This is a genomic window from Sinobaca sp. H24, assembly GCF_023845525.1.
The window spans coordinates 401,025-418,212 of the sequence record NZ_JALBWT010000001.1 but is presented as its reverse complement, the minus strand read 5'-3'; the positions used below and the strand labels follow the sequence as shown (position 1 = coordinate 418,212).

The 17,188-nt window shown below is 43.9% G+C and carries 13 protein-coding genes and 1 pseudogene; 12 read left to right on the top strand and 2 right to left on the bottom strand.

Going from position 1 to position 17,188, the window contains the following annotated elements; genetic code table 11:
* The first annotated feature begins 27 nt into the window (after nucleotides 1-27).
* Entirely contained in the window at nucleotides 28-930 is a 903-nt protein-coding gene (locus MMY81_RS02330) for a DUF5996 family protein (RefSeq protein WP_252311486.1), read from the top strand.
* A gap of 41 nt (nucleotides 931-971) precedes the next feature.
* Here MMY81_RS02330 and MMY81_RS02325 read toward each other — a convergent pair whose 3' ends face one another.
* The gene (locus MMY81_RS02325; RefSeq protein WP_252311485.1) at nucleotides 972-1,361 is read right to left on the bottom strand and encodes a tautomerase family protein; all 390 of its coding nucleotides are present in this window, start codon (nucleotides 1,359-1,361) and stop codon (nucleotides 972-974) included.
* Nucleotides 1,362-1,607: 246 nt separating this feature from the next.
* Between MMY81_RS02325 and MMY81_RS02320 the strand changes: the two genes are divergently transcribed.
* The 11 genes and pseudogenes from MMY81_RS02320 (at nucleotide 1,608) to MMY81_RS02270 (ending at nucleotide 15,210) form a co-directional block, all read left to right on the top strand.
* Nucleotides 1,608-2,972 (top strand): aminotransferase, encoded by a 1,365-nt coding sequence (locus tag MMY81_RS02320; protein ID WP_374561187.1) that lies wholly within the window; start codon nucleotides 1,608-1,610, stop codon nucleotides 2,970-2,972.
* Nucleotides 2,973-3,198: 226 nt separating this feature from the next.
* On the top strand, nucleotides 3,199-4,089 hold the full coding sequence (locus MMY81_RS02315) for a nitrilase-related carbon-nitrogen hydrolase (RefSeq protein WP_252311484.1): 891 nt from the start codon (nucleotides 3,199-3,201) through the stop codon (nucleotides 4,087-4,089).
* A 19-nt stretch (nucleotides 4,090-4,108) separates the two neighbouring features.
* The gene (locus MMY81_RS02310; protein WP_252311483.1) at nucleotides 4,109-5,485 is read left to right on the top strand and encodes an NAD(P)-dependent oxidoreductase; all 1,377 of its coding nucleotides are present in this window, start codon (nucleotides 4,109-4,111) and stop codon (nucleotides 5,483-5,485) included.
* 27 nt (nucleotides 5,486-5,512) lie between these two features.
* Nucleotides 5,513-6,786: pseudogene (gene preA, locus MMY81_RS02305) on the top strand (NAD-dependent dihydropyrimidine dehydrogenase subunit PreA).
* 15 nt (nucleotides 6,787-6,801) lie between these two features.
* On the top strand, nucleotides 6,802-8,220 hold the full coding sequence (gene hydA, locus MMY81_RS02300) for a dihydropyrimidinase (protein ID WP_252311482.1): 1,419 nt from the start codon (nucleotides 6,802-6,804) through the stop codon (nucleotides 8,218-8,220).
* Nucleotides 8,221-8,266: 46 nt separating this feature from the next.
* On the top strand, nucleotides 8,267-9,736 hold the full coding sequence (locus MMY81_RS02295) for an NCS1 family transporter (RefSeq protein ID WP_252311481.1): 1,470 nt from the start codon (nucleotides 8,267-8,269) through the stop codon (nucleotides 9,734-9,736).
* A 15-nt stretch (nucleotides 9,737-9,751) separates the two neighbouring features.
* A complete protein-coding gene (locus MMY81_RS02290) occupies nucleotides 9,752-9,970 on the top strand; it encodes a hypothetical protein (RefSeq protein WP_252311480.1) in 219 nt (72 codons plus the stop codon).
* 510 nt (nucleotides 9,971-10,480) lie between these two features.
* Complete coding sequence (locus tag MMY81_RS02285; protein ID WP_252311479.1) at nucleotides 10,481-11,032, top strand: HTH domain-containing protein; 552 nt, start codon at nucleotides 10,481-10,483, stop codon at nucleotides 11,030-11,032.
* A 111-nt stretch (nucleotides 11,033-11,143) separates the two neighbouring features.
* Nucleotides 11,144-12,346, top strand: coding sequence for a BglG family transcription antiterminator (locus MMY81_RS02280; RefSeq protein ID WP_252311478.1), 1,203 nt, complete (start codon nucleotides 11,144-11,146; stop codon nucleotides 12,344-12,346).
* 12 nt (nucleotides 12,347-12,358) lie between these two features.
* The gene (locus tag MMY81_RS02275) at nucleotides 12,359-13,261 is read left to right on the top strand and encodes a ketose-bisphosphate aldolase (protein WP_252311477.1); all 903 of its coding nucleotides are present in this window, start codon (nucleotides 12,359-12,361) and stop codon (nucleotides 13,259-13,261) included.
* Complete coding sequence (locus tag MMY81_RS02270) at nucleotides 13,249-15,210, top strand: PTS fructose transporter subunit IIABC (protein ID WP_308215184.1); 1,962 nt, start codon at nucleotides 13,249-13,251, stop codon at nucleotides 15,208-15,210. Before MMY81_RS02275 ends, MMY81_RS02270 begins: the two co-directional genes overlap by 13 nt.
* A 108-nt stretch (nucleotides 15,211-15,318) precedes the next feature.
* Here the strand turns inward: MMY81_RS02270 and MMY81_RS02265 are convergent, their stop codons facing one another.
* Nucleotides 15,319-16,929, bottom strand: coding sequence for a PucR family transcriptional regulator (locus tag MMY81_RS02265; RefSeq protein WP_252311476.1), 1,611 nt, complete (start codon nucleotides 16,927-16,929; stop codon nucleotides 15,319-15,321).
* Nucleotides 16,930-17,188 lie beyond the last annotated feature (259 nt).

The following is a 17,188-nucleotide window of genomic DNA, read 5'->3' as shown; positions in this document are numbered from 1 at the left end:
ATACACAATGGAAGGGAAGAACGTGCTGTGAGTATAATAAAGCATTCCGACTGGAAAGATACAAAGCGCACCCTGCACCTGCTTTCCCAGATTCTTGGGAAAATCAGGCTGGAACTGGCTGCGCAGGAACCGCAGTGGGCCCACGTTATGCTGTCGTTAACACCCGGCGGCTTTTCTACCGGTTTATTGTATCATGGCAGTCATACTGTGCAGGTGGACGTGGATATCAGACGGAATCAAGTCATTGTTCATGTGGATGATCAGCAGGAAACCACTGCCCTGGAGAACGGAAAATCAGTTAAAGAGTACTATCATTGGATTTTCCAGACCTTGGACAGACACGGTGCTTCTGTTTCTATTTATCCAAAACCGCAGGAAATGAAAATCGACGCGATGCTTCACGAAGATACTATTAACCGGACTTATCGTCAGTCAGAGGCATTAGAGGGGCTTGCCCTTTTCCAGATGGCTCTGCGCGAACAGCGGGCTTTCATCAGTTCGATGCGCTGCCGCAAAGTAATGCCGGGCTTGTTCTGGGGAACGTTCGATGTTTCCACGCTGATTGTGAGCGATATTCCTGAACCCTTTCCGGAAGACAAGCCTATTGAAAAAGCGGCATTTGATGAGCAGTTTATTGAATACGGCTTTTGGCTCGGCGACGACGCAGTAGATGTTCCTTCCTTTTTCGTACTGCCGTATCCTTTTTTAAACAAAACGCTTAAAGACAGCTCGCTGGAACCGGAACAGGCGTATTACGATAAAGAACTGAGTGAATTTTTCCTGAAGCTGGATACAGATAAACCTGCCAGTGAGCCAATTCAACGCTTTTTTCATACGACGTTCGATATTTTAACAGAAGAGCTCGGCTGGGAGGGCTGTGACTATTATAAGAAACCGCTGTTAATGAAAAAGCAGCCAACCGTTGAATAGAACGAACAAAAGACGCCTCGGAAGGCGTCTTTTTTGTGCTGTTACAGCTTTCCTGTTAAGAATTGGGCTTCCCCCATGCCAAAGCTCCAATCAGCATCGCCGTTTGACGTAATGGAAATCATAATGTCTTCTTTGGAGATGCCGCACTGTTCATGAAGTTCTTTGACGAGATGATGATAAAGTGCCTTTTTCTGTTCTTCTGTACGCTGCTTGCTTGTCACGCTGATCAGCACGACATCCTTACTGCGCGTAAATCCGAGGCCGGTGTCCTCAATGATCATTTCTTCCGGCGCGTGCTGGTGAATGATCTGGTAGCGGTCCTTTTCCGGAACCTCAAATGCGTCAACCATTCCCCGATGGGCGGCATCAAGCATTGCTCTCAGGCTTTCTTTACTTCTTCCTTCTATTACATCAAATCTCATGAGCGGCATCGTCATTCCTCCAGTAGTATAAAATCTGCTTCCGATAGAAGCGTTCAGCTACTTATTGTATAGATCCCTCTTCGCGCTGGCAAGTTATCATGTAAGCAAATGTATCAGATTATTCATCCGCCTTCTTGTCTGAGCGGTGCACTTTACTTTCTGTTAAATAGGTGAGAAATTTCCTGCACATTATGTGTAGTGAATATTCTGACAAATAGGTGCTATCATTAACACCAAACAAAGGAGGCGGAGATCATCGAAAAAATAGGACAGATTCAGGATGAAAAGCAGGAACTGCTGGAAAAAGACCGGCAGTATTTATGGCATCATATATCCCCTCACAATGAAAACCCAGTTATTTTTGAAAAAGGGCAGGGGAGCTGGATTACAGATATTGATGGAAAGGAGTATATCGATGCGATGTCGGGCCTCTGGTGTGTAAACGTTGGTCATGGCAGAGAAACGATAGCTGAAGCGGCAATGACGCAGATGAAAAAATTAGGGTACGTCCCGCTGTCGAATTCTCATGCACCGGCTGCCAATCTGGCTGCGGAATTAAACGACTGGCTCAAGGAAGAGTACCGCTTCTTTTTTTCGAATTCCGGATCGGACGCAAACGAAGTAGCCTTTAAAATGGCGAGACAGTATCACCAGCAGAAAGGCAGCTACGGTAAATATAAAATTCTTTCCCGGTACAGGGCGTATCATGGAAACTCAATGGGAGCTATGGGAGCAACCGGTCAGGCGTCGAGAAAGTTAAAGTATGAGCCGGCGGGAGAGGGCTTCAAGCATGTGCCGCCTCCTTACTGCTACCGATGTCCATTTGGAAAAGAGCCTGACAGCTGTTCGCTCGAGTGTGCCTCTGCTATAGAAAACATGATTGAATGGGAGGGAGAAGCGTCGGTGGCAGCAGTCATCGTAGAACCTGTGATTACAGGAGGCGGAATGATCGTGCCGCCGGATGGTTATCTTCCGGAGCTTCGCGCTATCTGCGACAGGCATGATGTGCTGCTTATTGTAGATGAAGTAATCTGTGGATTTGGGCGCTCAGGAAAACCATTCGGCCACCGGAATTTTGATGTGGTGCCTGATATGGTGACGATGGCTAAAGGAATTACGAGCGCCTACGCTCCGCTTTCTGCCACTGCCGTGCGGCAGGAAATGTATGAGGTATTTAAACAAGATGAAGCGATGAGCCACTTCCGTCACGTGAATACATTTGGCGGTAATCCTGTCTCCTGTGCGGTCGCTCTGGAAAACCTGGCTCTCATAGAGGAAGAGAGCCTGGTAGAAGCGGCGGACGGGATGGGAGCGTTTTTAGCAGAAGAACTAAAGGTATTTTGGGACTTCCCAATTGTAGGTGATATCCGCACGTTTGGCCTGATGGCAGGGATTGAACTGGTGGAAGACCGCTCATCTAAAACACCCCTTTCTCTGGAAAAAATGAATCAGGTGCTGGCATACTGCCGGAAAAAAGGCGTCATTGCGGGAAAAAATGGTGACACGGTTCCAGGGTTTCAAAATGTCCTTACTATTGCTCCTCCTTTTATTATTACAAAAGATGAAATCCGTCAGATACTCGCGGTATTTAAAGAAGCTTTAATCGATATAGCAGAATAAAAGAAAGCTGCCTTCTCTTTAAAAGAGAAGGCATTTTTATTAATAAAATGAATTTTCAGAAATTTAAAGAGAGGAAATCTGACATTAGAAAAGCCCGCTGCAGCAGTTGATTTAACAAATTGTTAAATGGAAAGCGTAATTCTGCCACATCCTGTTAATGCGAATCGACTGTTCAATCTTTAATATTAGCTTCAATCATCATTACATTTTACGAGGAGGAAGAGAAATGAGTGATCAAGTACGTGTTGGGCTGATTCAGGCCTCAAATGATGTAGACGGGGCAGAACCGGTTGTCCTTCATAAAGAAAAAGCGATTGAAAAACACATTCGGATGATTGAGGAAGCCGCAGAAAAAGGCGTACAGATTGTCTGCCTGCAGGAAATATTCTACGGGCCTTACTTTTGTTCGGAACAGAACTCCAAGTGGTATGAAGCCGCAGAAAAGGTGCCGGACGGCCCAACGACAAAGCAGTTTCAGGAACTTGCCAAAAAGCACAGCATGGTAATCGTGCTTCCTATATATGAAGTGGAAGGCATTGCCACGTACTATAATACGGCGGCAGTTATCGATGCAGACGGATCATACTTAGGAAAATACCGTAAAAATCATATCCCTCATGTCGGCGTCGGTGATAACGGCTACGGGTTCTGGGAAAAGTTTTATTTCAAACCGGGAAACATGGGGTATCCCGTGTTTGATACCGCGTACGCCAAGATCGGCGTGTATATCTGCTACGACCGGCATTTTCCGGAAGGGGCAAGGCTGCTTGGTCTGAACGGTGCGGAGATTGTGTTTAATCCATCAGCTACTGTAGCCGGCCTGTCTGAATATCTCTGGAAGCTGGAGCAGCCGGCCCACGCCGTTGCCAACGGATACTTCCTGGCAGCTATAAATCGGGTGGGTACAGAAGGGCCCTGGAATATGGGTGAATTTTATGGCCAGTCTTATATTGTAGATCCACGCGGTCAGTTTACGGCAATGGCAAGCCGGGACGAGGATGAAGTGCTCGTAGGAGACGTAGACAGAAAATTAATCCGCGAAGTCCGTGACACCTGGCAGTTTTACCGGGACCGCCGCCCGGAAACATACGACGAAATGATTCAGCAGATTCCATAATACAAAGGAGGACGATGTAATGGCTACGAATCAATCAGAATCATGGATTTCAGTGGAGGATATTAAAGCAAACTTCTCTGAAGCTCATCCAGCTTTGAAACAGAAGGATGCGATTGATGAAGCAAACCGCTGTTTATACTGCTATGATGCGCCCTGTATCACCGCCTGTCCCACAGATATTGACGTCCCGGGCTTTATTAAGAAAATTGCTTCCGGAAACATAAAGGGATCGGCGGTAACAATTATGGATGCCAACGCATCAGGGGCAAGCTGTGCCAGAGTATGTCCGACAGAAGAGCTCTGCGAAGGTGCCTGTGTACTTAATCATGCTTCTACTCCGATAATGATCGGCGATCTGCAGCGTTATGCCACCGATTGGGCAATTAAAAATGAACAGGTTCTTTTTAAAAAAGGCGAGGACACGAAACAGCATATCGCAATCGTCGGCAGCGGTCCGGCCGGACTCTCTGCGGCAAGGGAATTAGCGCGTTTCGGGCACCGGGTAACAATTTATGAAGCGTCGGCTGAGGCAGGCGGTTTAAACACTTACGGGATTGTCTCGTTCCGACTGCCAAAAGAGATTCCGGCCTGGGAAGTCAAACAGGTAAAAGATCTGGGTGTGGAAATTAAAACGAATACAGTCATTGGAAAAGATATAAGCGCGGCTGAACTTACCGAGAAGTACCATGCCGTTATTATTGCTGCCGGTATGGGCCGGGTTCCGTCTCTTGGCATTGATGGGGAAGAGCTTGAAGGAGTCCGGGATGCTATTGAATTTGTAAAAATGACGAAGTCCGGTACATGGGAGGAGAATCTCAGCGGCAAAAAAGTAGCAGTCATTGGAGCGGGTAATACAGCGGTCGATGCGGCGACCTGTTCAGTAAGGCTCGGCGCAGAGAATGTGAAAATGGTTTACCGGCGCACGGAAAAAGAGATGACGGCCTATGCGTTTGAGTATGAATTTGCCAAGCAGGACGGTATTGAGTTCAAATGGCTGTCGGCACCGGCAAAAATAGAAGGAAACAGCAAAGGCGAGGTAACGGGCCTGCTAGTGAACCAAATGAAGCTGGAAGCCGCAGGAGAAGACGGACGTCAGAAGGTAAAAGCAATAGAAGGCGCCACGGAAACGCTGGACGTAGATCTGGTGATTAAAGCGATCGGCCAGGAACGGCTGAACCCTCTCATTGAAGCATTCGACGTAACACATTCCGACGGTGTGATTCAAATAGATGAAACGACGTACAGCACGTCAAAAAACGGCGTGTACGCGATTGGAGATATTATTTTTGGAAAAGGCCAGGGAGAAGCAATGGTCGTCTCCGCCGCCCAGCAGGGCAAAAAAGCCGCATGGGCTATTCATTCAGAGCTGACGGAAAACGCCGTCCACTCTGCCTAATACGAAACAACAAAGGAGAGATTTGATATGGCAAACCTCGAAACATCGCTCGCAGGCATCCGCTCTCCCAATCCGTTCTGGCTTGCTTCGGCTCCGCCGACAAACAGCGGATATCAAGTACAGCGTGCATTTGAAGCCGGATGGGGCGGCGCTGTCTGGAAAACGCTCGGTGACCCGATTTTAAACGTATCCTCCCGTTTTGCCGCCACCTCTTTTAACGGCCAGGCTGTAGCAGGATTCAACAATATTGAATTAATTACCGACCGGCCGCTCGAAGTAAACCTGCGGGAAATAGAAGAAACGAAAATCAAATACCCGAATCATGCGATTATCGCTTCGTTGATGGTCGAGCCGAACCAGGAAAAATGGCATGAGATTGTAAAAATGGTGGAAGCCGTTGGCGTTGACGGCCTGGAACTGAATTTCGGCTGTCCGCACGGTATGGCTGAGCGCGGCATGGGGGCGGCATCCGGACAGGTGCCTGAGCTTGTGAAGCAGCAGACCGCCTGGGTAAAAGAAGTAGCACAGACTCCGGTTATTGTTAAGTTGACACCGAACATTACGGATATCACCTTTACAGCAAAAGCGGCCGTAGAGGGCGGTGCGGACGCTGTCAGTATGATTAATACGATCAACAGTCTGGCCGGGTGGACCTGGACAGCTGGAATACCGTTCCTAATGTCGCCGGGAAAGGCGCCCACGGCGGATACTGCGGTCCTGCAGTAAAGCCAATTGCGCTGAATATGGTAGCTGAATGCGCAAGGCGACCAGACATTAATGTTCCTATTTCCGGTATGGGGGGAGTATCCTCCTGGAAGGAAGCGGCGGAGTTTATGCTGATGGGTGCCTCCAACGTGCAGGTGTGCACGGCTGCGATGCATCATGGTTTCCGCATTGTAGAGGATATGATCGATGGGCTGAATAATTATTTAGATGAGAAACAAATAGGCAGCGTAGCCGAACTTGTCGGCCAAACGGTGCCGAAGTATTCCGACTGGGGCGAACTGGACCTGAATTACCGGGTCGTGGCACAGATTGATACAGAAACCTGTATTAACTGCAATAAATGCTATATTGCCTGCGAGGATACGTCGCATCAGTGTATTGATATGCTCAAAGACGAGCAGGGAAATGATTTTCTCCGGGTACGGGAAGATGACTGTGTAGGCTGCAACCTCTGCTCTATTGTCTGTCCTGTGGACGGAGCCATTGAAATGGTAGAAGCACCGAGAAAAACCGGTGAAGAGCCGATGACATGGAATGAAAGACAGTCACTGGTTTCCATGATGGGAACTAAATAGAAGGGAGCGGGATGAATGGATACCACGATAATTAAAAATGGAACGATTGTAACCGCAGGCGAAACGTACCAGGCTGATATTTTGATCAAGGGGGAAACAATTTCCCAGATTGGACATGATTTTCCGGAGGACGGGGCAGATGTAATTGATGCGTCCGGACGTTATGTGTTTCCGGGAGGAATTGATCCGCATACCCACCTGGAAATGCCATTTGGCGGCACAGTCACAAGAGATGATTTCGAAACGGGAACGATCGCCGCTGCCCATGGCGGCACAACTACGGTCATTGATTTCTGCCTGACGGGAAAAGATAAGCCGCTAGAAGACTCTATTCAGGAATGGCACGATAAATCAAAGGACAAGGCCGTCGTGGACTACAGCTTTCATTTGATGATCGGAGAAATGAATGAGACCGTTTTGAAACAGCTGCCGGGTATTATAGAAAAGCATGGTATTACTTCTTTTAAAGTATTTATGGCGTATAAAAATGTATTCCAGGCAGATGATGAAACGCTGTTCGAAACGCTGCTGGCCGCGAAAGATCTAGGGGCTCTTGTCATGGTGCATGCAGAGAATGGCGATGTCATCCATTACTTAACAGAAAAGGCGCTGGCAGAAGGCAAAACCGAGCCTATTTATCACGCATTGACAAGACCGCCGGAGATCGAAGGGGAAGCAACAGGAAGAGCAGCACAGCTGACGGCTCTTGCCGATTCCCAGCTTTATGTCGTGCATGTCAGCTGCCAGGAGGCAGTAGAGAAAATTGCGGATGCGAGAAGAAAAGGGGCCGCGATATTTGGAGAAACATGCCCGCAGTACTTAATGCTCGATCAGACGTATATGGAGAAGCCGAATTTTGAAGGGGCCAAGTATGTCTGGTCGCCGCCGCTCCGGGACAAGAAAAATCAGGAACTGCTATGGAAGGCGATACAGAGCGGAGACCTGCAGACAATCGGATCCGATCAGTGTTCGTTTGATTTCCATGGCCAGAAAGATCTGGGAATTGACGATTTTACGAAAATACCGAACGGCGGGCCGATGATTGAAGACCGGTTCAGTATTATTTATTCAGAGGGCGTGGCAAAAGGCCGGATCTCGCTGCAGAAATTTGTAGAGATCACCTCTGCCAGAGCGGCTCAGCTGTTCGGCCTGTCTCCTCAAAAAGGAGCAGTTGCTGTAGGAAGCGATGCCGATCTTGTGATCTTTAATCCCGGTGTAACAAGAACGATCAGCGTGGACACCCATCATATGGCTGTTGATTATAATGCATTTGAAGGAATGGAAGTGCAGGGAGAAGTAGAAACGGTTCTTGTACGTGGTAAAGCAGTTGTCAGAAACAAAGAAACCGTTGGGAAACCCGGAAGCGGCCGGTATATGAAACGAAAGACCTTTCAAAGTACGGCGGCTCCAGCAAAAGCAGAAACCATCATTTAATCAATACAAGAGAAGCTGGATAAAAAATATGTAGGAGGATACATGAATGAGCCAAAAAGACCGTTATCTAAAATCGCCTGATCTGCTGCCGGTGTCTCATTCCGGCAAAAAGATCAGCACTTTTGGTTTTGCTGTGATGTGGGTCGGTATGGCCGTTGTGCTTGCTGCTTTTGCGATCGGCGGCGATGGTGTATTGTCGCTTCCTCTTGGCTGGGTTGTACTGGCTTCTCTGCTCGGTTCTCTTGCCATTGGTATTTTCATAACGATTGTAGGAGATATTGGAATTGAACACGGGTTATCCTTCCCCGTTTATATGAGGGCGCCATTTGGAACGGTCGGTACACACATTCCTTCGTTAACACGCGGAATCACCGCCTCGATCTGGTTTGGTATTAATACCTTCTTTGGTGCTACCGCGATTAACGGCATACTAAATATTATGATGGGATTCGATAACTGGCTGCTCTGCTATGCTTTATTCGCGACAGCCCAGCTTATTAATACGGCAATAGGCATCAAAGCCGTCGAACGCTTTGCAGACCTGGCAGCTCCTATTATTATTATTATTTCGATCTGGATGTATTATGTGCTGACATCCACCGCTGCAGCCGGTGGCACTAATGTGTGGAACAGTGTTGAAGCACCAGTATCCGGAACGACGGCGGTCAATGCATTTCTGATCGTTCTTTTTGCCAACATGGGCTTCTGGGCAACACTGGCAGCCGATATTCCTTCTATTTCCAGATTTATTAAAGCGCCTCAGTATGAAAGAAACTGGTGGAAACGAAACAAAGGGACGCTGGTAGGAAGCGTTATTTCTCTGCCGCTTGTTCAGACGTTTATGGTATTAATCGGCGGTGTCTGCTATATTGCCCTCGGAAACTTCGATCCGGTCGTTGCCCTGCAGGAAACAGCTACAGGGATAGCGCTGGCCGTTTTATTATTGATGATCGTATTTGCCCAGTGGTCGACGAATACGTCAGCGAACGTTATTCCGGCAGCGACGATTTTTTCCAATACAGGAGGCCCTAAGGTTCCTTTTTATGTAGGTGTGTTCCTGGCAGGCCTTGTCGGAACTGTTGTTCAGCCCTGGCTTCTGTTTGAAATTCTTGTTCCCTTTCTCTTAGTAGTCGGCGGCATCCTATCGGCTATTGTCGGTATATTGATTGTTGATTATTACATTTTAAGGAAAAGACGTGTGAATGTTCCCGATTTGTATCGTCATGACGGTCAGTACCGCTATTTTAAAGGCATTAATGCAGCTGGGTTCATTTCCTGGATCATAGGTGGCGTCAGCGCCTACGTAATGATGGACTATTCCTTTTTAGTCGGCTTTGTTGTTGGAGGCGGAAGCTATTATGTATTAGGTAAATTCTGGTGGTTTCCTAAATACAAGCAGGCTGAAATAGAAGATCCAAGTGATGAAAAGTATCTGGGTATTACAGTCGGACGTGACTGGACGATTAAGGAGGAAGAAACAGCCAAACGTGAAGTAGCGAGTACTGAATTTAAATAATGGAGGCGGACATTAATGCGGGAGCATGCAGAGTTTATACTGGAAAAAGAAAAAATTGATGACCTGATAAAAGAAGGCTATGCGATAACAGCAGTACAGGAAAATCTGGAAGGGGCGTTCGTGCAGTTCTCAAAGGAGGATAAGCAGGCTCATCTGCACATAGAAAGCGCGGACGCACGAAAATACTTTTCGTTCCTGTTGAAGAAACAGAAAGAAGAAACTGCTTCTACTTAAATGAGCCAGACTGTTGAAAAAGACAAAAAATACGTATTTTTATGAAAGTACCTGTACAGGGTACGCTTTCCGCAGGCCGAGCCTTAAGCTAAAGAGGAAAAAAATGTTCTCTTTATCTTCTCCTATGGCTGTTCTGCCGGAGTCGACCCTGTATATTTTTCTTTCATTCTTAACGCAGATTAAAAAGTACTCAAGATTATGTATGAATATACAAGAAGAGATCGTTTATCGATAACTTATGACCCAGCCGGTGATTCGGTTGGGTTTTTTATTGTTTGCATTTTTATACAAGTATTTCAAATCATATTTATAATAGAACTGGTATAGAGGCTAAAATATAATTAATGACCATAAGCGCCGGATACTGGGAAGGGGAAATTGCCTTTTTGCTTATGAAGAATGCCTAACAGGATATTAATAGATAATCATTTCCTAACCATTAGGAAGAAGTATAGTGTTGTTGGAAGATAACGCTTACATTATATTGATACGTAGGAGGGAGGAATAATTGTGCATCAACGCTACAAGGAGTTGTTGCAGATATTAAAGCAATCCACTTCTAATTTTGTAAGTGGTAAAGACCTGGCTGCGGCACTAAATGTTACAACAAGAACTCTGCGAAATGATATAAGGGATTTAAATGAAAACTATTTAAAAGAAACATCTATTCAGGGCGATAATCATAAAGGATATACGTTGCTCGAAGGGTCATTACTACTACAACAGCAGGGACAGACGGACATTAAAGAAAGAATGTTCCGAATTATAAAAACTATGATGTCGCATCATTCGTTTACAACTTATGACTATCTTTCGAAAGAGCTGTATTTTTCATCGCAAACAATTAGAAAAGACGTGCAGAGAATTTTTCAGTTGATCAAAACAGAGAAAAGAAATATCCATATTGAAGCTATCGTTTTTCAGGGAGTGAAGCTGGAAGGATTGGAAATTGATAAGAGGTTATTTTTAGAAAGCTTACTGCCGGCTGACATTTTCGGGGAAGAAGAAATGAAGAACAAATTGTCTATTATTTCGAAAATTGGATTGAAAATATTTCGATAAAAGAAATGATTGCCAGCATCAAGTTACAATTTTCCAAGTATCGAATTACAGGAAATGCCAGAGAAGTATTTATGGTATGCTACTATCATTATTGCTATGAAGAGGTTAGAAATGAACCAGCCTCTCACGAGAAAAGATATGAAATTGGAAAACTGTTCATTTGAAGAATACAGGCTGGCAGAGGACATCTTAACGCAGGCAGCTTCTCTGAACCCTAATATTATTTTTGATGAATATGAGAAGCAATACGTCACTTATTTATTGATAAGTCTTCAATTATGCCAAACTTCAAATGAAGATTATTCTTCTGTAGAACTGCCTGTTGAAGTGAAATCAAAGATAAATACAGCTTTCGAAACTATTTTCAAGCAATATGGGTTTCATTTAGAGGATGATCATCAGCTCTTTGATGAATTGACTGGCCGGATTTCAAAATCTATTGGCCCGTTGAAATACAATTTCCCTGTTGAAAACCCTTTTATCGGTCACATAAAAAAAGAGTATATGACAGCCTATGATTTAGCGGTTGCTTTAGCAAAAGAATTGCAAAGCACACTGAAGGTCCATATTCCTGAAAACGAAATAGGTTATTTAACGCTGCACATTGTTCATTATTTAGAAAAATACCAGGAAAGCAAACAAAAAGTCGCGATTGTCTATGAAAAAAACAAGTTGATTGGGAATTTACTGGAGAGGAAAATAGCTCAATATTTTCCGAATATAAGTCCAGAGGGGGCTTATGCTGTTAATGAAATGGAACACATACCTTCAGATGTTAAAACGATAATTACAACCATACAAATACCAAAAAAAATGAATAACAGAAAAATTATTTTCATTAGTTCCGAGGTAACTAATGAAGACATCAGAATAATTTCGAGTCATCTAAAACGAGGCCTTTTAGAAAATTATTTAAAAGAAGAAGATTTCTTTTTCCTGCAGGCAGCTTCCCAGCACGAATTATTGAAAACGGTAACATATCAATCCGGCTTGGAACCGCTATTGGAAAGCATTATAGAGCGTGAGCAGATGTCCAGCACGAACATAGGAAATAATGTGGCTATGCCGCATCCATTTGAGGCAGGTAATAATTTAGATTTGCGCGTGGTCATTGCTGTTAACTCCCAGAAAATTAAATGGGGCGAAAAGATGGCTCAGATTATTTTCTTGTTTGTCCCTCCAGCTGTGAACAAGAAACAAAGTAACGATTTTTTCATAGGTATTCATGATATCTTAAACGATTCTGCTATAACTAATAGGTTAACTGAGGCGGAGTCTTTTGATCAATTTTTAAAAATATGGAACAACAACTAAAGGTGGAATATTATGTTATTAAATATGAAAGAACTATTAAACACTGCGTACAATAATCAGTTTGCTGTCGGATCATTTAATGTAGCGAATAGTGAATTTGTAAAGGTTGTTATCGAAGCGGCGGAAGAAAATAATTCTCCGGCCATTATTCAAATTCATCCCAATGAAATTGATCTATTAACGGATCATTTTATAGCCTATGTATTAGAAGCAGCTAAAATGGCAAAAGTGCCGATTGTTATTCATTTGGATCATGGAGATACAATGAAAGACATCACAAGAGCGATAAGAAACGGATATACATCCGTTATGATGGATGCTTCACACTATTCATTTGAAAAAAATATTGAATTAACGAAGAATGCTGTAGATATTGCGCATCTTGTCAATGTATCGGTTGAAGGAGAATTAGGAACGTTAGGTACTAATGAGGGCAGTTCGGAGAAAGGAAGCGACAACGTATTCTATACAAATCCGGAACAGGCAAAAGAATTTGTCGACAGAACGGGAGTTGATACTCTTGCCGTTGCAGTTGGAACAGCTCATGGCATCTATCCTAAGAATGAAGACCAATCCATTAAAATTGATCGGTTAATGGCTATAAAATCGAATGTTGATATACCGCTGGTTTTACATGGTGGTTCCAACAACGCGGATGAAGAAATTAAAGAGTGCCTGAAACATGGTGTCGCTAAAATTAATTTATCTACAGATATGAAACTTGCGTTTTTTAATAGACTTAGAGAAATGCTCGCAGAAAATCCTGGAGCCTATGAACCTGACGTTCTCTACCCAGAAGCAACTAAAGCGGCGAAAGAATTAGTTAAGAAGAAGATGGATTTGTTTGAGTCTACTGGTAAAGCTTCACTTTATAAAGTCGAAAAAGGCGAGGAGGATTTAATTTGGACCTTGTAAACATGTTGAAGGTTGAAAATATTATTCTTGATGCAGACTTTTCCAGTAAAGAGGAATTAATCGATAACATGATAAACGTTTTATCCATTAACGGTTATCTTAAAAATGAAAGTGCTTTCAAAAAAGACATTTGGAAAAGAGAAAATGAAATTTCTACAGAAGTTGGATATGGAGTAGCGCTGCCTCATGCTAAATCGAGTTCTGTAAAGACACCAACTATTGTTTTAGCAAGATCGTTAAAAGGGTTAGTCTATGATACAGAAAGATGCCACTTGTTTTTTATGATTGCTGCCAATGAAGATGCAACAGAAGAACACTTGCAAACATTATCCAGGCTGTCTTCTTTATTAATGGATGAAGTATTCCGGGCTAACCTTATTTTAGCCGCATCCTCGGAAGAAATAATGGATTTATTTAAGCAAGCAGAAGAAATTGAACTTAAAAAAGATAACTCAAGCTCAAAAGCGTATGAAGGTAAAAAAATAGTTGGTATCACAGGCTGCCCTACTGGTATAGCACATACTTTTATGGCTGCTAAATCTCTGCAGAATCAAGCTGATAAATGGGGAATCGAAGCTAAAATCCAGACGAATGGATCTTCAGGAGTTTCAAACAAGCTGTCTTCTCAGGATATAGAAGAAGCAGACGGGATTATAATTGCCTCTGATATTAAAACAGACATGGAGTTATTTGAAGGCAAAAAAATCATCACAGCTTCTACTAGAGAAGCTATCCATTATCCTGAAAAGTTAATAATGAATTCTATAGAAGATAAGGGGGAAGTATACGGGGGTAAAGAGGAGCGTTTAAAGCAGGATAAAGAAAAAACGAGAATGAAGCAGCCAAAGATATATACCCATTTAATGAATGGTGTTTCCTTTATGATTCCCTTTGTCGTTGCAGGCGGTATTTTTATAGCTATATCCTTCATGTTTGGTATTAACGCTGCCGATCCAGACAGCCCGCAATATAATCAGTTTGCTGCTTTCCTGGGTACTATTGGGGGCGATGCAGCTTTTGCTTTAATCGTACCTATACTGGCTGGATATATAGCCTACAGTATTGCGGATCGACCTGGTTTAGCACCGGGAATGATTGGAGGCATGCTGGCTTCTATAGGAGGATCTGGATTTTTAGGAGGAATGATTGCCGGTATAGTCGCTGGTTACGCTGTTTTGTGGTTAAAGAAAGTATTTAAAAACCTGCCGGAAGCACTTCAAGGACTTAGTCCTGTTCTAATTCTGCCCTTGCTGGGAACATTTATTACTGGTTTAATTATGTTTTACTTAGTAAATGCTCCGTTATCCTGGGTAAACACTTCTCTTCAAGAATGGCTGAGCGGATTAACTGGAGCAAACGCTATACTATTAGGTGCTCTACTGGCAGGAATGATGGCATTTGATATGGGAGGGCCTATTAACAAGACCGCTTCTGCTTTTGGATTAGCCATGTTTGCAAGTCAGGTTTATGAGCCTTCTGCAGCCCTTATGGTAGGTGGTATGGTTCCTCCACTAGGAATTGCTTTAGCTACTACGTTATTTAAAAATAGGTTTGATACAGAAGAACGAAATGCTGGAAAATCGGCGTATATTTTAGGTGCAGCTTTTATTACAGAAGCAGCCATCCCATTTGCCGCTAAAGATCCTCTAAGGATAATTCCGGCTAACACAATAGGTGCAGCAGTTGGAGGGGCGATATGTATGGGATTAGGGATATCACTTCAAGCTCCTCACGGAGGGATATTTGTTATTCCAATAGCTGCGAGCAGTCCATTGCTTTATATACTGAGTGTAGTGATAGGGGCTGTTATAACTGCTTCTATTATAGGATTGTTAAAAAAGCCTCTTTACATCAATGAAACGAATAAATCTAGTGTTTCATCTTTTAAAAATTCACCTGTACCAGAATCACAAGTTTCTGCTTTATCGTACGAGAATGCAAAAAAATAATCTGGACGGTAACTGAATATAATTGATAAAGAGATCAAAAGAAGAAACTGCTTCTACTTAAATAAACCCAGCCGGAACAACCGGCTGGGTTTATTTTTTTCTATGACGTTACATAGTTCCTGCCTGGTACTCGTAGGCGTGAAGCGCAAGCTCGATGGAAAGGCGCTTCGGGGAAGAAAATAAATCGTCTCCCATCAGTTCGCTGATTTTATCAAGCCGGTGGTATAAGGTCTGGCGGACGACGTACAGCTCCTTTGCTGCGTCCTGCTTGGATCCGAAGCACTGAAGATACACTTTTAACGTTTGTATCAGCTGGCCCTGTCGATCCTCATCAAAGCGCAGCAATTCTCCCAGATGTTCATCAATGAAGTCCTCCAGGTCGCCTTCTTCTTCCATTTTAAGAACCGTGCGGAAAAGGTGAAGGTTTTCATAAAAAGGAAGAGCAAGAGAGGGGACACGGCTTTTCACTTTTTCCGTTTCTTTGGCAGTTTGGTAGCTTATCGGTACATCGCCTGCGGCTTTTACTGTTTTTCCAAAAACAAGATGTTCAAAGAAAGGAAACGTGCCTCGTTGATCCTCCTTTACTAATGACTGATAGCCCGAATACAGGCGCTCCCGGAAAATAGAGGCCTGAAGGCTGCCCGGATAAAGCAGAATAAACACATATGCGTGAGGCATCGATGTGGCTAAAAGGGTTACTCCTCGCTCTTCAAAAACAGAACGGGCCAGCATCGATTTCTGAATAAACAGTCCTTCTCTGTTTTTATGGGAAGGAAGAAGGTGGTTTTTGGAAATAAGCGCAACCGCCATAGAATGAAAGGTGCCTTTTTGCAGCTGTTGGAGCTCGCTGCTTACCTCCTCCTGATTGTTTTCGTTGTTTATCCAATCGTGCATCCAGCGTTCTTCCTGCTGTCTGCGCCGTTCTTCCATATAAGTGGTCCGCATGACTTCCTGGGCAATGGCAGTGGCACATCGATCAAATGCCAGTTCATCAAATTCACTGAAAGCCAGGCCGTCTTTATAAGCAATTAAATCGGCGAAGTAATGAGTCAGCACCATAATAGGACGTGACGTGTGCAGGCTCTGCTGGTGCCATGTTTTGTGCTCGACCCATTCCTTCACCCGTTTTTCCTGTTCCGCTAACGAAAGGGCCGGATAGAAATAGCTGTCTCCCTGAATAGGGAGATAACAGACATGTATTTTTGTCCGGCGGTGGAACTCATACAAAATCTCTTCAATTCCTTTGCCGTTCAGTAGAATGTGGTTAAAGGAAGAAGAAAGGTCTTCGAGTTCTTTGACCATCTGGTAGTGCTGATGGATGAATAAACTGTGCAGGTCCTGGGTGATATCGATATAGCGGACTTTTTCATGAAAAAGAATAAGCGGAAAATGATGATTCCTGGCATATTCGATCATCGAAGCAGGGAGGGAAGGTGTGTAGGTGCCAAGTTCAATACAGAGGCCGGAAACATTGTTATGGATAAGCTGCTTTAAAAAAGAAAGCGACAGCTCTTCGTTCTCGTACCAGCCAACTCCTGTGGTCAGCACAAGTTCGTTTCCGTTTAACAATTCGTCCAGCTTAGTAACTTCAATAATATGAACCCAGGTGACTGTCCGGTTAAGAGAAGCCTCATCTCCTATAACGACAGCTTCCTGAAAATGCGGACGTTCTAGAATATGGCGGATCGTTGTATGAATGACAGGGGTGTGGACGGGCATAAAATCACCTCCATTAAAATGGACAATATGTAAAATGAATCTATTTCTTTTATTGTATAGGAGGTGCTGTATTTTACATTAGGTTTGGCAGGTTCTTTCACATACATTCGAATAAAGCAGTGAATATGATAAACAGTCACTCATGTCCACTGAAGCTCACTGAGCATCACTCCTGCATGTCACCTGCTTTAAAGGCTGTTAATTCAATTTGTTATAAAAGGTAAATGAATGATACCCTTAGTATATAAACGTATACTAA

Coding starts and splice junctions, on each gene's coding strand:
- MMY81_RS02275 (WP_252311477.1), top strand. CDS start 12,359: ATGTTATTAAATATGAAAGAACTATTAAACACTGCGTACAATAATCAG.
- MMY81_RS02290 (WP_252311480.1), top strand. CDS start 9,752: ATGCGGGAGCATGCAGAGTTTATACTGGAAAAAGAAAAAATTGATGAC.
- MMY81_RS02280 (WP_252311478.1), top strand. CDS start 11,144: ATGAACCAGCCTCTCACGAGAAAAGATATGAAATTGGAAAACTGTTCA.
- hydA (WP_252311482.1), top strand. CDS start 6,802: ATGGATACCACGATAATTAAAAATGGAACGATTGTAACCGCAGGCGAA.
- MMY81_RS02310 (WP_252311483.1), top strand. CDS start 4,109: ATGGCTACGAATCAATCAGAATCATGGATTTCAGTGGAGGATATTAAA.
- MMY81_RS02315 (WP_252311484.1), top strand. CDS start 3,199: ATGAGTGATCAAGTACGTGTTGGGCTGATTCAGGCCTCAAATGATGTA.
- MMY81_RS02295 (WP_252311481.1), top strand. CDS start 8,267: ATGAGCCAAAAAGACCGTTATCTAAAATCGCCTGATCTGCTGCCGGTG.
- MMY81_RS02325 (WP_252311485.1), bottom strand. CDS start 1,361: ATGCCGCTCATGAGATTTGATGTAATAGAAGGAAGAAGTAAAGAAAGC.
- MMY81_RS02265 (WP_252311476.1), bottom strand. CDS start 16,929: ATGCCCGTCCACACCCCTGTCATTCATACAACGATCCGCCATATTCTA.